At 49.4% G+C, this 11,915-nt stretch carries 16 protein-coding genes; 1 reads left to right on the plus strand and 15 read right to left on the minus strand.

Annotation, left to right across the window (positions count from 1 at the left end; translation table 11 throughout):
- The 10 genes from DEF47_RS11930 to rpoN form a co-directional block, all read right to left on the minus strand.
- Positions 1-187, minus strand: a 187-nt coding sequence (locus tag DEF47_RS11930; protein WP_287045153.1) for a hypothetical protein, incomplete at its 3' end; no start/stop codon positions are given.
- A gap of 257 nt (positions 188-444) precedes the next feature.
- Positions 445-1,524 (minus strand): isocitrate/isopropylmalate family dehydrogenase, encoded by a 1,080-nt coding sequence (locus DEF47_RS11935; protein WP_012187693.1) that lies wholly within the window; start codon positions 1,522-1,524, stop codon positions 445-447.
- 811 nt (positions 1,525-2,335) lie between these two features.
- Complete coding sequence (locus DEF47_RS11940) at positions 2,336-3,037, minus strand: SDR family oxidoreductase (protein ID WP_012187692.1); 702 nt, start codon at positions 3,035-3,037, stop codon at positions 2,336-2,338.
- Entirely contained in the window at positions 3,030-3,650 is a 621-nt protein-coding gene (gene folE, locus DEF47_RS11945) for a GTP cyclohydrolase I FolE (protein ID WP_012187691.1), read from the minus strand. The genes DEF47_RS11940 and folE overlap by 8 nt, the downstream gene beginning before the upstream one ends.
- 61 nt (positions 3,651-3,711) lie before the next feature.
- On the minus strand, positions 3,712-4,533 hold the full coding sequence (locus DEF47_RS11950) for a 6-carboxytetrahydropterin synthase (protein ID WP_012187690.1): 822 nt from the start codon (positions 4,531-4,533) through the stop codon (positions 3,712-3,714).
- A gap of 337 nt (positions 4,534-4,870) precedes the next feature.
- Positions 4,871-5,173: a hypothetical protein gene (locus tag DEF47_RS11955; RefSeq protein WP_012187689.1), complete on the minus strand. Its 303-nt coding sequence runs from the start codon at positions 5,171-5,173 to the stop codon at positions 4,871-4,873.
- A 146-nt stretch (positions 5,174-5,319) separates the two neighbouring features.
- Positions 5,320-6,264, minus strand: coding sequence for a diacylglycerol/lipid kinase family protein (locus DEF47_RS11960; protein WP_012187688.1), 945 nt, complete (start codon positions 6,262-6,264; stop codon positions 5,320-5,322).
- Complete coding sequence (locus DEF47_RS11965) at positions 6,261-6,641, minus strand: hypothetical protein (protein ID WP_012187687.1); 381 nt, start codon at positions 6,639-6,641, stop codon at positions 6,261-6,263. Before DEF47_RS11965 ends, DEF47_RS11960 begins: the two co-directional genes overlap by 4 nt.
- The gene (locus DEF47_RS11970) at positions 6,628-6,918 is read right to left on the minus strand and encodes a hypothetical protein (protein WP_012187686.1); all 291 of its coding nucleotides are present in this window, start codon (positions 6,916-6,918) and stop codon (positions 6,628-6,630) included. Before DEF47_RS11970 ends, DEF47_RS11965 begins: the two co-directional genes overlap by 14 nt.
- 26 nt (positions 6,919-6,944) lie before the next feature.
- Positions 6,945-8,330: an RNA polymerase factor sigma-54 gene (gene rpoN / locus DEF47_RS11975; RefSeq protein WP_012187685.1), complete on the minus strand. Its 1,386-nt coding sequence runs from the start codon at positions 8,328-8,330 to the stop codon at positions 6,945-6,947.
- A gap of 152 nt (positions 8,331-8,482) precedes the next feature.
- Here rpoN and DEF47_RS11980 point away from each other — a divergent pair, with 152 nt between their 5' ends.
- Complete coding sequence (locus tag DEF47_RS11980) at positions 8,483-9,259, plus strand: dimethylarginine dimethylaminohydrolase family protein (RefSeq protein WP_012187684.1); 777 nt, start codon at positions 8,483-8,485, stop codon at positions 9,257-9,259.
- 52 nt (positions 9,260-9,311) lie between these two features.
- Here the strand turns inward: DEF47_RS11980 and rplA are convergent, their stop codons facing one another.
- From rplA to rpmG, 5 genes are all read right to left on the minus strand, one after another.
- On the minus strand, positions 9,312-10,025 hold the full coding sequence (gene rplA, locus DEF47_RS11985; protein WP_012187683.1) for a 50S ribosomal protein L1: 714 nt from the start codon (positions 10,023-10,025) through the stop codon (positions 9,312-9,314).
- Between the two features lie 204 nt (positions 10,026-10,229).
- Positions 10,230-10,655, minus strand: a complete 426-nt coding sequence (gene rplK, locus DEF47_RS11990; RefSeq protein WP_012187682.1) for a 50S ribosomal protein L11 — start codon at positions 10,653-10,655, stop codon at positions 10,230-10,232.
- Positions 10,656-10,690: 35 nt separating this feature from the next.
- The gene (gene nusG / locus DEF47_RS11995) at positions 10,691-11,257 is read right to left on the minus strand and encodes a transcription termination/antitermination protein NusG (protein WP_012187681.1); all 567 of its coding nucleotides are present in this window, start codon (positions 11,255-11,257) and stop codon (positions 10,691-10,693) included.
- Between the two features lie 25 nt (positions 11,258-11,282).
- Positions 11,283-11,498, minus strand: a complete 216-nt coding sequence (secE, locus tag DEF47_RS12000; protein WP_041303789.1) for a preprotein translocase subunit SecE — start codon at positions 11,496-11,498, stop codon at positions 11,283-11,285.
- Positions 11,499-11,566: 68 nt separating this feature from the next.
- Positions 11,567-11,731 carry a 50S ribosomal protein L33 gene (gene rpmG, locus DEF47_RS12005; RefSeq protein WP_041303786.1) on the minus strand — a complete coding sequence of 55 codons (165 nt, stop codon included), beginning with the start codon at positions 11,729-11,731 and terminating at the stop codon, positions 11,567-11,569.
- Positions 11,732-11,915 lie beyond the last annotated feature (184 nt).

Here is an 11,915-nt window from a genome sequence, read left to right on the forward strand (position 1 = left end):
GCGACCTCACGTCGCACAAAGGCAAGGTTGCTAAGCGAGCCAAAGCGGCTGGCAAAGGGTCGGTTTGGGTTGGCAATTGCAAATATTTGTTAATTTGATTGTTATTGCCCGCAATCACCGCATCAATATTCACATCACCAAAACCAGCATTGTTCGAGCCAAAAAAATCGCTAATGCTGTTGGCCATGGCAATTCCTCTGAAAGGCAAAAGGCAAAGGTCAAAAATCAAAATTAGATCGATTGGCTAGCGGCATATTTTGGTGTAGTTCGTGTAATTCGTGGCTAAACAATAATGCTTCGTGCTCTTCGTGTCCTTCGTGGATCAAACCCGATCCCCGACCCCCAACACCTGATTCCCGAATAATACAAAAGCACACTCCGCCGTTGCAGTGTGCTTTCTAATGTGCAAGTTGGCCACAATTTCTTGCAGCGAGCGGTTTAGATTTAGTTACCGAGCGATGGCCAAACTTCCATTTTGGTTTTTACGCGGCGAATCACTTCGTCGGTGAAATCGCTGGTGGTGGTGTGGCCACCCAAATCGGCAGTACGCACGCCGTCGTAGACAGCTTCCAAGGTAGCTTCGCTGATCGCGCGGGCTGCCATGTTGGCTTGCGGTGTATCAATATAATCAAGCAAGGCTGCCGAAGCCAAAATCATCGCCATTGGATTAGCAACATTCTTGCCTTCCAAGCTGGGAGCCGTGCCGTGGGGTGCTTCAGCCATCACAACATTAACTTTGAAATCTTTGTCGAAGGCCAAGAGCAATGATTCTGCGCCAGCAATCGTGCCGAACATTTGCAATACCAAGTCGCTCAAGCAGTCGCCGTCGCGGTTGAGCGCAGGAATCACCATTGGATCGCCCGAGTTGGTCAAGAGCAAAGCATAGGTCGCATCGATCAACTGTGGTTCGTAGCGTACATCGGCATAGCGCTTGGCGGCTGCATCCATTTCTTCCTTAAGCATGCCTTCATAAATTGGGCTAACCGTATATTTGGGGCCACCGAAAACTTTGGCTTTCATGCGACGAGCATGCATAAAGGCATATTCTGAAACGGCGCGGCACGTGCCACGGGTGATTTTCTCGGTGCGATAAGCAACTTCATTATCGCCTTCGCCTTCGCGCCATTCTTTGGCACCATAGGCATCGTCAACCGCCATGCGAATGACCGAGATTGGCGCATACGCACCACCAACTGGGCGCACGCCTGGAATCCGGCGGCCCGTTCGTACAATCACCGTACCATTGATTTGTTCGCGCAGAATAGCGTTAGGGCTACCAACATCGCCAGCTTTTTCAGGAGTGATTGTAGCGGCTTTCAAGCCAAAACCAGCTTCCTTCATGGCTTGAGCTGCTTCCAACACAATTTGATTATTGGTCGCTCGGCGCGATTCGAGGCTCAAATCGTAGCGCTTTAGCTCTATATCAACGCCCGTCACCGCAGGATCAAGGACGCGCAGACTTTCTTCAAGCAGTTCTTGCCCCGTTTGATCGCCCTCAAGGACAACAATCGTTGGCTTACTCATTTAACTTAACTCCTTATAGGTTTTGGTGCAAAACTTTGTTTCACCTAAGGATACAAGTCTGTGCCACTACTGTCAAAAGCTCCATAGAACATAGGAATTGGGCTATTGGCTTGAACTATGGATGCTCAGAGAATTGTTGGCATTTAGGGTCAAGCATTGTCCATAGCAGAATAATCAAATCAATCTGGGCAAACTGTGGCTAAACATGTTTTGTGCCCTTCGTGTCCTTCGTGGATCAAAAAAATAATTCAACCTCGACATCCAAAATCTAATCCCTACGCACTACAATAGTACTTTATGGCTACATCCCCCCTGTGTTTAGGCGGATTATTAAGGCGAATGACGAAATTGCAGGCTATAAGCTGCTAAAATGACGAAAACATTCGACTTATTTAGTAGAATGTTGGAATTGAAGCTTAAATGGGTGATTTATTAAAAATTTTTGATGACACATACGGGGGAAGTGGGGTGCTATCAAGCTATGGACTGTCGCTTGATTGAATCAGTGGAATAAGCTTGGTATGATACATCCAGAGTAATCGAACTGAACATCGTAGTTGCCCAGCAACCTAGCATCGTCGTAGTACACATCATCGCACATCGTCGCACCAACCAAACTCGTTGCAGCACTCATCGCACTACTACATTGCAGCACGACATTCCAGCACGTTGTCGCATCGTCCTAGCTCATTGCACTCGACATCGCACTACCATCGCACATCGCAGCCTTTCAGTTTGATGCTCGACCATTCTCAATCTGGGGCTTCCAGAGTAAGCCGAGGCGGCATTTACCGCCTCGGTTTTTTGTTGCTTACAATTTACCGACCACATGGCCAATACTGATCTCGTCGATCAGTACATGGCTTGGTTGGCTCAAAATATGGGCAACCGCGTTGGCAACTTCGCTGGCTTGCAACATATTTTGGCGGTTCCAACTGCCTGCCACGTCGTTCCACAAGGCAGTATCAACCGCCGCCGAAACGACTGCCGTCACTCGTACTCCCTGCGGGCGCAGTTCTTCGCGTAAAGCCTGCAAAAAGCCCATCAAGCCAAATTTGCTTGCTGAATAGGCCGCCCAACCTGGAAAGCCACTTTTGCCAGCAATCGACGAAATCGCAATAATTTGGCTGCCAGCCTTGAGATAGGGCAATGCTGCTTGACATGCCAAAAAGCTGGCAGTTAAATTAACATCCAACGATTGTTGCCATTGCTGTAAACTTAACGCGCCAACGTGGGCCACGTGAGCCACCCCCGCCGCCAAAATCAGCCCATCGATGTGACCTTGGCCCGCTTGCTGCGCCAGATCAATTGCCTGTTGCACAATCGCTGGATCGCTAGCATTGCCAACCACAACCTGCGCCGTTCCACCAGCCGATTGGATTTCAATGGCAACTGCTTGCAATTCAGCTGCGCTGCGAGCGAGCAAAACCAGTTGGTTGTTGGCGGCACAGGCCAAGGCAATTGCCCGGCCAATCCCACGGCCAGCTCCAGTAATCACCATTGTTTTAGTCATCGGAAAAATTCGCCGTGATATGACCCATAAATTCAGCGCGAATTTGCGGATCGGTTTTAAACACACCTTGCAACGATTGCGTGACCATGCGAGCGTTGGCCTTTTTAACGCCACGAATCATTGAGCACATATGCGCACCCTGTACCACCACTGCTACGCCGCTTGCATCGATCGTTTGCGCCACAAAATCGGCGATTTCGCGGGTTAGGCGTTCTTGCACTTGCAAACGTTTGGCAAACATATCAACAATCCGTGGAATTTTCGAAAGCCCAAGCACTTTGCCATTTGGCACATAGGCAACGTGGGCTTTGCCCCAAAATGGCAACATATGATGTTCGCACAGCGACGAAAATTCAATATCACGCACCAAGACCATTTCGTTATATTCGACCGTAAAAATGGCATCGTTAATCAACGCCACCGGATCAGTATGATAACCAGCGGTCAGCTCGCCAAACATTTTGGCAACCCGATGCGGGGTGCGTTGCAAGCCCTCACGATCAACATCCTCGCCGAGACCTTCGAGAATGGTTCGCACGGCGGCTTCCATATCTTCGCGCACTGCTGGTGCTGAGTTGCCATTGAGTCCATTGCCAGAGTAAATAAGCGTCATCTGATCCATCCTTTGCATTAGTAGTTCCAGAACCTCATCCACGATTCAGGGTTGCCGCTGCTCAATGCTGGCTGAGCGGGTAATCAAACACATTATTGGCGGTTTCCCACAGCCGCAAATGCTTTAATTGCGAGCCAAATAAGGCTTCGAGGCGTTGCCACAGCACCACCACAATATTTTCAGCAGTCGAGGGCTGTTCGGCAAATTCGGCAACCTGATAATCAAGATGACGATGATCCCAGTTGTCAAGCACACTCTGCACGCGCCGATCCATATCCACCAAATCAATCACCATGCCGGTTTGGGCATCAATCAGGCCATCAACCGTAACCTCTAGTTGATAATTATGACCATGACCATTGGGATTATTACACTTTCCATAGATTTCACGATTCGCTTCATCAGTTAAGCTTTGGGCATGCAAGCGATGCGCCGCCGAAAATTCATAGCGCCGATTAAATGTCGCCTGCTGTTGCCGCCCAAAATATTCAGCATACAAATCGCTATTTTCATACAAACGTAATTTGGCTAAACGTACTCCTTTAGGCAATTGCGGCTCGATCAAGCCCCACAAAACCCGTACCAGATTTTCGGTTGTCGGAATCACTTCACGAAAGTAGGGGGTATCCTCATTCAGATGTTTATGATCAAACTGGTCTAACACCATTGTTACGAGGCGCTTTAACTCAACCATATTCATAACCATCCCAGTGATCGGGTCAACCGCCCCAGCAACCGTCACAAATAACTCGTAGTTGTGACCATGACCATAGCGATTGGTACATTTGCCGAACACCGCCTCATTTTGTTCTAGGCTCCATTCTTCGCGCCAATAGCGATGCGAAGCCGAAAAATTAAAGCGCCGTGTTGCAAAAACATCCATGGGCAATTCATCCTTATTTTAACCACCAATCCCCCAGCTAACGATCACGTAGTTTTTATTATGCCATTGAAATTCTTGCTACTCAATGTTTTTTAAGTATGATCTCATCAGCATATCCTCTTGGCAATACGCAGATAACAGGCAGAAGGATGAATGCGAGGGAATCAGCACATGGAATCGAGGTTTGGACATCAGGGGTCAGGGGTCGGGACTCAGAAGATCAGTTGGCCACTCTATCAATCAACAATTTCACGCAGAGGGAGTAAGGCTCTAGGCTATCAGAATAAGGTTGGATAGCTCGAGGAGCGTCGATAACCCAAAGCCGATAGCCTCGTTCTTAGTCAGCATCGTCAAAATCTAAGGGGTCGTCGATTGGTGGCACATAACTTAAGCCTTCTTGGATTGCCTCAATCACATCGTCGGTTTCGCCTTCGCGCAGATTTTCACTGGTCAATTCATCAAGCGATTCAAGTGGTTCGCTCAAATCGGCATAGGCTTCGGTTTCGCCTTGTTCAATATCAGTCACGGTAAAATCTTGGGTGTTTTCAATTTCATCAGCATTGAAAACACCCAGAATATCACTTTCGTCGTTGCGATACCCCGCTAAATCGCGCAGTTCATCACGTAAATCGTCACTCATGGTAAAACTCCTTGTCAATACAGAGACCATGGCTATCGGCAGAAGGCTATTGGCTAGCGGAATAATTTGAATATCTCCACGACTTTCGATAACCTATAGCCCATAGCCCCATGCTTCGTGCCCTTCGTGTCCTTTGTGGATCAACCCTAGCTGCCTGTCGTTACATCCTCAATGACTGCTTGATACTCAGCACCGACCACCACTTCCAAGGCTTGAGGCAGCACTTCAAACACAATTGGCTCGTTGGTAATTAATTCGCCATCGGCGTTGAACCAAATTTCTGGATCAGAGATAACTTGCACTTTTTTGGCTCGCCGCAACTCGACCAACTCGCTATTTAGATAATTGCCATTGACCAATAAGCGTGCCGCTGCTCCCGCCAATTGCATAATCGAGCCATAGTGCACAATCACTACATCGAGCAGGCCATCTTCGGGGTTGGCCAACGGAGCAACTTGCACTCCAGCCGCTGCGGTTCGGCCATTGGCAATAATAATATTCAGCGCATCAACTTGCTCAGGCGCTTGATCATCGTATTGAATCGTTGTTCGATAGCTGGTCAAATCAGGTAAAACGCCCAAGGCTCCCCGCAAATAAGCCAACGGCCCCCATGCCGATTTAACTTCACTCGACATGGCTTCGTTGAGTTGGCCGCTAAACCCGCCCGCCGATACATTCAAGGCATAATGCAATTCGCGCGGCGTGCGAATCTCGATTACGTCAAGCTTGCGGCGTTCGCCAACCAAAATCAATTTCCAAGCTTCCAAGGGATCGGTTGGCAAGGCCAAAGTACGTGCCAAATCGTTGCCAGTGCCCAGCGGAATAATACCCAATGGAACCCGTCGTTCAGCTTCGATCAAGCCTTTAACAACCTCGTTGATCGTGCCATCGCCGCCAGCCGCTACGACCAATTCAGCTCCATCTGCCACTGCTTGCCGCGCCAAACGTTCGCCTTCACCAGCAGCATCGGTCGTTAAGATGGTCACGCCACTCATTGGCGCAAGGGTTTCGAGTAGCAAAGCACCTTGCTCAGACGTACCCGAAGCCGGATTCATAATTAGGCTAATCTTCAAAGTGGCCTCATTGCTCATGGCTCAACTCTTTCGTCGGGCTGGGCATAACGGTCAAACAAGCGTACCGCAAACCAACTCACAGTCATCCATGGAATAACTTGCGTGCCTGGAATCAAAGCCTCGACCACGCTCACTCGCCGCAAGCCTTGCAAATTGAAATGGCTCAGCACAATCCACGAAATTGGCGCGGCAAACACATCAAACGCCAAATCCAGCAGGTCAAGCACAATCACCAAGCTGAGCGGCACCCGCAGCATCGTTTCGCGATAGGAAGCGCCATCAGGCACATTCAGGCTTTTGAGTCGATACCAAATCAAGGCTAGGCCCGCCAAGCCCAAGCCCCCAGCAATGGCGATCGTCCAACCGACAATCCGAAAGAAGCTACTCCATTCCATGGTTAGTTCTCCGTGCTTGGCGCAATTGCCAAATGCTCATCCCGACCAGCCCAAACATAATAAGCAAGAACGTGCCACGCTCGAAACGCACGCCTGTCGTTGGTTGCGTTTGATCAAGCCATGCCAACGGCCAAACCAAGCCTTGGCTCAACCACAGCACAATTTGGGTAAATGGCTGTTCAGGATTAGCCGCGAACAACAGCAACATCAAACGGGCGATTAATACACTTAATCCGCCGAGCACCAACCATTCGAGCCAATGTCGCCAACGCTGCATCCCACACCCTTTCCTCAAACCGCTGCTTAGCGCAAGGTTGAGGGCAAAATATTCAATTGATTACGATATTTGGCAATCGTGCGCCGCGCCACCTCAAAGCCACGTTCAGCCAACAATTCGACTAATTCTTGGTCGGTGAGTGGTCGCACTTCATTTTGCACCAATTCTAGCAGCACATCCTTGACATTCAACGAGGCCGTGAAGAAATGGCTAAACGGAATTACCGAGCGATTGGGCAATTGGACATATTTATTGGCGGTCGCACGGCTCACGGTCGATTCGTGGACACCAATGCCATCAGCCACTTCAGCGCGGGTCATTGGCCGCAAGAACCGCACGCCTTGGCGCAAGAAATCTTCTTGAGTTTCAATCAAAAATTCACTAATCCGACGGATAGTTTCGCGGCGTTGGCGAATATTGGTCAGGAACATTTGAGCACGTGCCACATACTGACTAAGATGATCGCGATCTTCGGAAGACATTTCAGCCTCAGCTTCGCGCCCACGTTTGACCAACGATTGATATAGCGGATTAATCCGCAAAAAGCTGCGATCCGACATCAGCACTTCGGCCTCGAGTTTGCCCTCGTTCTCACGAATAATCACATCGGGCATAATATAGTTGGTGCGGGCTGAGCCTTCGCCACTGAGCGCCAACGGATAGGGGCGCAAATGTTCACGAATAAACTCGCGCACTTCAACCACAGCATCGTATTCGGCATTGAGCGCCTGGGCAATTGCCCCATAGCGGTGCTCAGCCAAATCATTCCAAAACTCGGTGATCACTCGTTCAACATAGGGATGGCGCACATCTTCTTCATCCAAACGGCGCAACTGCAACAACAAACATTCTTGCACATCACGCGCCCCAACTCCAACTGGAGCAATATCTTGCAATTTGAGCAAGACTGCAATCACCCGTTCTTCATCGATCGTCAGGGTTGCCGCAATATCGCCGGTATTGGCATCGAGAAAGCCTTGGTCATCCAAACAGCCAACCAAATATTCAGCGATAAAATAATCTTGCTCAGGCAACGAAGCGCGTAAATCGCGTAGCAACACCTCACTAAGTTGAGCGGGAGTCGCCACCATCATCAATGGATCAAATTCATCGTCTTCGCCAGCAGCGGTATAATCGCCACGTTCAGCCTCGGCCAAGCGCTGATCTTCATGAACGCAGTATAAACAGAGCATCTCAATCAAGGGGCGGCCACAACGCGAGCAGGTTTCATCTGGCTCTAGGTCAACATTTTCTAAAGCGGGATTCTCCTCAAGCTCTTGTTGGATCAATTGTTGCAATTCGTGGGTTGAAAGCACCAGCATATTGTTAAGTGCAATCAAAGCGGGCGAGGCTTTGGTTGACATGGCTTGTTGTGCTAGCGCCTCCGGCGACATACCCATTCGAAATTCCATGGCGCAACCCCTCCATAGGTTGGTGCTTGGCCAACACATGATGCTGGCAAACATGCAAATGCTATTGTTATTATACGGTAAACCATCGTAGAACGACTGCCTGTGGTACATACGTGGATCTTTAGAAGTAGCCAAGGAGGATAGCAATTTCTATGCCAACCGCAATTGTGCGTCCGGTTAGTCCGGCGATTCAACAGTGTGAATTGACCCATCTTGAACGTCAGCCAATTGATTTTAGCCGCGCTCAGAGCCAACATGCCAGCTATTGCACCACGCTGGCGGCCAACGGCTATCAGGTTGTCGAACTCAGTGTAGCCGAAGATTTGGCCGATTCAGTGTTTGTAGAAGATACGGCCTTGGTCTTGCCAGAGCTGGCGATCATTACGCGGCCTGGCGCTGCATCACGCCGCCCAGAGTTGGCAGCTATGGCCGCCGTATTGCAAAATTACCGCCAACTAGCATGGCTGAGCGAACCAGCTACCCTCGATGGCGGCGATGTAGTAGTTTTGGGCAAAACGATTTGGATTGGGCTTTCGAGCCGCAGCAATCAGGCAGCGGTCGAGCAGGTGCAGGCAGTAACCAAGGCTTTTGGCTATCGTGTCCAAGGGGTTGAATTAGGCCAATGTTTGCATCTGAAAACTGCTGTTTGTGCAGTTGATAGCAATACCGTCTTGCTCAACCCACAGTGGGTCGAACCGCAAGTATTTGCTGAATATCAGGTAATCGAAGTTGACCCGCGTGAAGAATTTGCGGCGAATGTGGTGCAACTGCACTATGGGCGTTTACTCTACGATCAGGCCTATTCGGCAACTGCTGAACGCTTACGCCAGCGGGGCTATCAATTAATTTTGGTGGATAACAGCGAGTTGACGAAGGCTGAGGGCGCGTTGACCTGTTGCAGCGTACTGATTCACGAAACTGAGGGCTAAAACACCATCAGCGGGAACGGCAGTAGCCATTCCCGCTGATCGCTGGTAACAATTAGGCAGTTGCTTGAGCAACATTCACATCGAGCGGAATCCCAGGACCCATAGTGCTGGTCAGGGTAAGGCTCTTGATGTAAACACCTTTTGAACCACTTGGCTTAGCAGCCTTGATCGCATCCAACAACACTACCAAGTTTTCGCGGATTTGATCAGGGGTGAAGCTGATTTTGCCGATGGCAACGTGCAACAAACCAGTTTTATCGTTGCGGAATTCGACGCGACCGCCTTGCAAAGCCTTGATCGCTTGGGGCAAATCGCCAGGAGGCACAACCGTACCGCTCTTGGGGTTTGGCATCAAGCCACGGCGACCGAGAATCCGGCCCAAGCGACCGACCTTACCCATCATGTCGGGGGTAGCAACGGCTACGTCGAAATCGATGAAGTTTTCTTTTTCGATGCGTTGGATCAACTCATCGCCGCCGACGATTTCAGCGCCAGCATTGCGAGCGATGTTTTCGGTATCGCCTTGAGCGAAAACCAACACGCGCACACTCTTACCAGTGCCGTGGGGCAACGAAGCAGTGCTCCGCACCGTTTGGTCGGCGTGGCGAGGATCGATACCCAAGCGCACGTGGAGTTCAACGGTTGCATCAAAATTGGTGAACGATGTTTCTTTGACCAAAGCCGCAGCTTCTTCGGGCGTGTACAAGCGATCTGCTTCTACTTTTGCCGCAGCAGCCAGGTATTTTTTACCGTGTTGCTTTGCCATGAACAATTAGCTCCTTGTGGTCTTTACGAAGCGTAAGCTTCTGCCACAACATCAAATCAAAAGTCAGAAGTCAAAAATCAACATTAAACATAGCTACGTTTAATTTAAATTTTGGCTTACTCTTTAGGTAAATGTGGGTGAATAAGTGAGCAACAGCAATTATCGGCAAATTTTGCCTTTTGATATTTGCCTTTTGCCTTTCACTTAGTCTTTGATCGCGATACCCATTGAGCGAGCGGTACCAGCAATAATTTTTTCGGCGGCTTCGATATCATTGGCGTTCAAATCAGGCATTTTGGTTTCAGCCAATTGGCGTAATTGAGCGCGGGTGATTGAGCCAGCACCTTGGGTACCAGTTTTACCGCTACCACGCTGAATGCCAGCAGCCTTGCGCAACAAGTCGGCAGCAGGTGGGGTTTTGAGAATATAGGTGAAAGAGCGGTCTGAATAAACCGTAATTTCAACTGGAATAATTGTACCAACTTGAGCTGACGTTTTTTCGTTGTAATCTTTACAAAACGCCATAATGTTGATACCAGTTGCACCAAGTGCAGGACCAACGGGTGGTGCAGGCGTTGCTTTACCAGCAGGCAATTGCAACTTAACGACTGCGGTTACTTTCTTTGCCACAGAGGACTCCTTCGCGAACTAGGTGTCGCGGGTGTTTATTCTATAACGCGAATAACTTGTAAGAAATCAAGTTCAACTGGAGCTTCACGGCCAAAGAACGAGACAAGCACGCGCACGCGCCCACGTTCTTCGTCAATCTCATCGACCACACCTTCAAAGTCGGTGAAGGGGCCATCGGTAATTTTGACAGTTTGGCCAATTTCGTAGTTGACCTTAACTTTGGGTGCTTCTTCTTCCATTTGCTTCAGAATAAAGCGTACTTCTTCATCGGCCAATGGTGATGGCTTAGTTCCCATGCCCACAAACGAGGTGACACCTGGTGTATTACGCACCACATACCACGAATCGTCGGTCATGGCCATTTGAACGAGCACATAGCCAGGAAACACCTTTTTTTGAACAGTCCGACGTTGCCCATTTTTGATTTCAATCTCTTCTTCGGTTGGCACGACCACACGGAAAATTTGGTTCCGCATGTCCATCGATTCAATCCGATGACGGAGATTTTGCATCACTTTGTTTTCATAGCCTGAATAGGTATGAATTACGTACCAATGGACACCTTCGGGAGTAGTGGATTTTTCTTCTTCGTTGTCAGACATTCTGAGCCTCGCAGTCGGCGGGTAATTATTGGATCAGCCGCACCAGCGTTTCAAATAGCAAGTCGAAGACTGCTAGAATCGACCCAACCAACAACGAAATGCCAATAACGACCAGCGTTAAGCGTTGAGTTTCCTCGCGGCTTGGCCAAACGACCTTACGCATTTCCGAAAACGCATCGCGGAAAAATTGGGCGATTGGATTCGGTTTGTAATCTTCTTTTTCTTCTGTTGCCACGGCCACCACAACCTCCTGATGAAATAGAAATGCTGCGGGGCGCTAGGCGCGACCGCGTGTGCGCAATTCTAATACTACTTCGTTTCGCGGTGCAACGTGCGTTTGCGCAAACGGGGGCAGTATTTCATCAATTCTAAACGATTTGTGTCGTTTTTGCGATTTTTGGTCGTTGTGTAGTTGCGATCGCCACACTCGGTACAAGCCAAAGTGATTACGATGCGGTTTTCTTTCTTTGCCATGAGAACCCTCTGTAGATGTAAATCAGGGCCAAACATAATAATGCGGGGTTGCCCCCGTTTGTCATACTTGGCCTGCTGATAACGCAGGTTGAGGCACAAACGCGATCAGACCAAATGGCTGATCGCGTTTGTGCTGATTCAAAGCAATAGTTTAGGCGATAATTTCGGTCACGATGCCAGCACC

The organism is Herpetosiphon sp., assembly GCF_003512625.1.
Taxonomy (GTDB): Bacteria; Chloroflexota; Chloroflexia; order Chloroflexales; family Herpetosiphonaceae; genus Herpetosiphon; species Herpetosiphon aurantiacus.

Excerpts from the sequence above, each read along its gene's own strand:
- DEF47_RS11935 (WP_012187693.1), bottom strand. The coding sequence starts at position 1,524 with ATGAGTAAGCCAACGATTGTTGTCCTTGAGGGCGATCAAACGGGGCAA.
- DEF47_RS11940 (WP_012187692.1), bottom strand. The coding sequence starts at position 3,037 with ATGACTAAAACAATGGTGATTACTGGAGCTGGCCGTGGGATTGGCCGG.
- folE (WP_012187691.1), bottom strand. The coding sequence starts at position 3,650 with ATGACGCTTATTTACTCTGGCAATGGACTCAATGGCAACTCAGCACCA.
- DEF47_RS11950 (WP_012187690.1), bottom strand. The coding sequence starts at position 4,533 with ATGGATGTTTTTGCAACACGGCGCTTTAATTTTTCGGCTTCGCATCGC.
- DEF47_RS11955 (WP_012187689.1), bottom strand. The coding sequence starts at position 5,173 with ATGAGTGACGATTTACGTGATGAACTGCGCGATTTAGCGGGGTATCGC.
- DEF47_RS11960 (WP_012187688.1), bottom strand. The coding sequence starts at position 6,264 with ATGAGCAATGAGGCCACTTTGAAGATTAGCCTAATTATGAATCCGGCT.
- DEF47_RS11965 (WP_012187687.1), bottom strand. The coding sequence starts at position 6,641 with ATGGAATGGAGTAGCTTCTTTCGGATTGTCGGTTGGACGATCGCCATT.
- DEF47_RS11970 (WP_012187686.1), bottom strand. The coding sequence starts at position 6,918 with ATGCAGCGTTGGCGACATTGGCTCGAATGGTTGGTGCTCGGCGGATTA.
- rpoN (WP_012187685.1), bottom strand. The coding sequence starts at position 8,330 with ATGGAATTTCGAATGGGTATGTCGCCGGAGGCGCTAGCACAACAAGCC.
- DEF47_RS11980 (WP_012187684.1), top strand. The coding sequence starts at position 8,483 with ATGCCAACCGCAATTGTGCGTCCGGTTAGTCCGGCGATTCAACAGTGT.
- rplA (WP_012187683.1), bottom strand. The coding sequence starts at position 10,025 with ATGGCAAAGCAACACGGTAAAAAATACCTGGCTGCTGCGGCAAAAGTA.
- nusG (WP_012187681.1), bottom strand. The coding sequence starts at position 11,257 with ATGTCTGACAACGAAGAAGAAAAATCCACTACTCCCGAAGGTGTCCAT.
- rpmG (WP_041303786.1), bottom strand. The coding sequence starts at position 11,731 with ATGGCAAAGAAAGAAAACCGCATCGTAATCACTTTGGCTTGTACCGAG.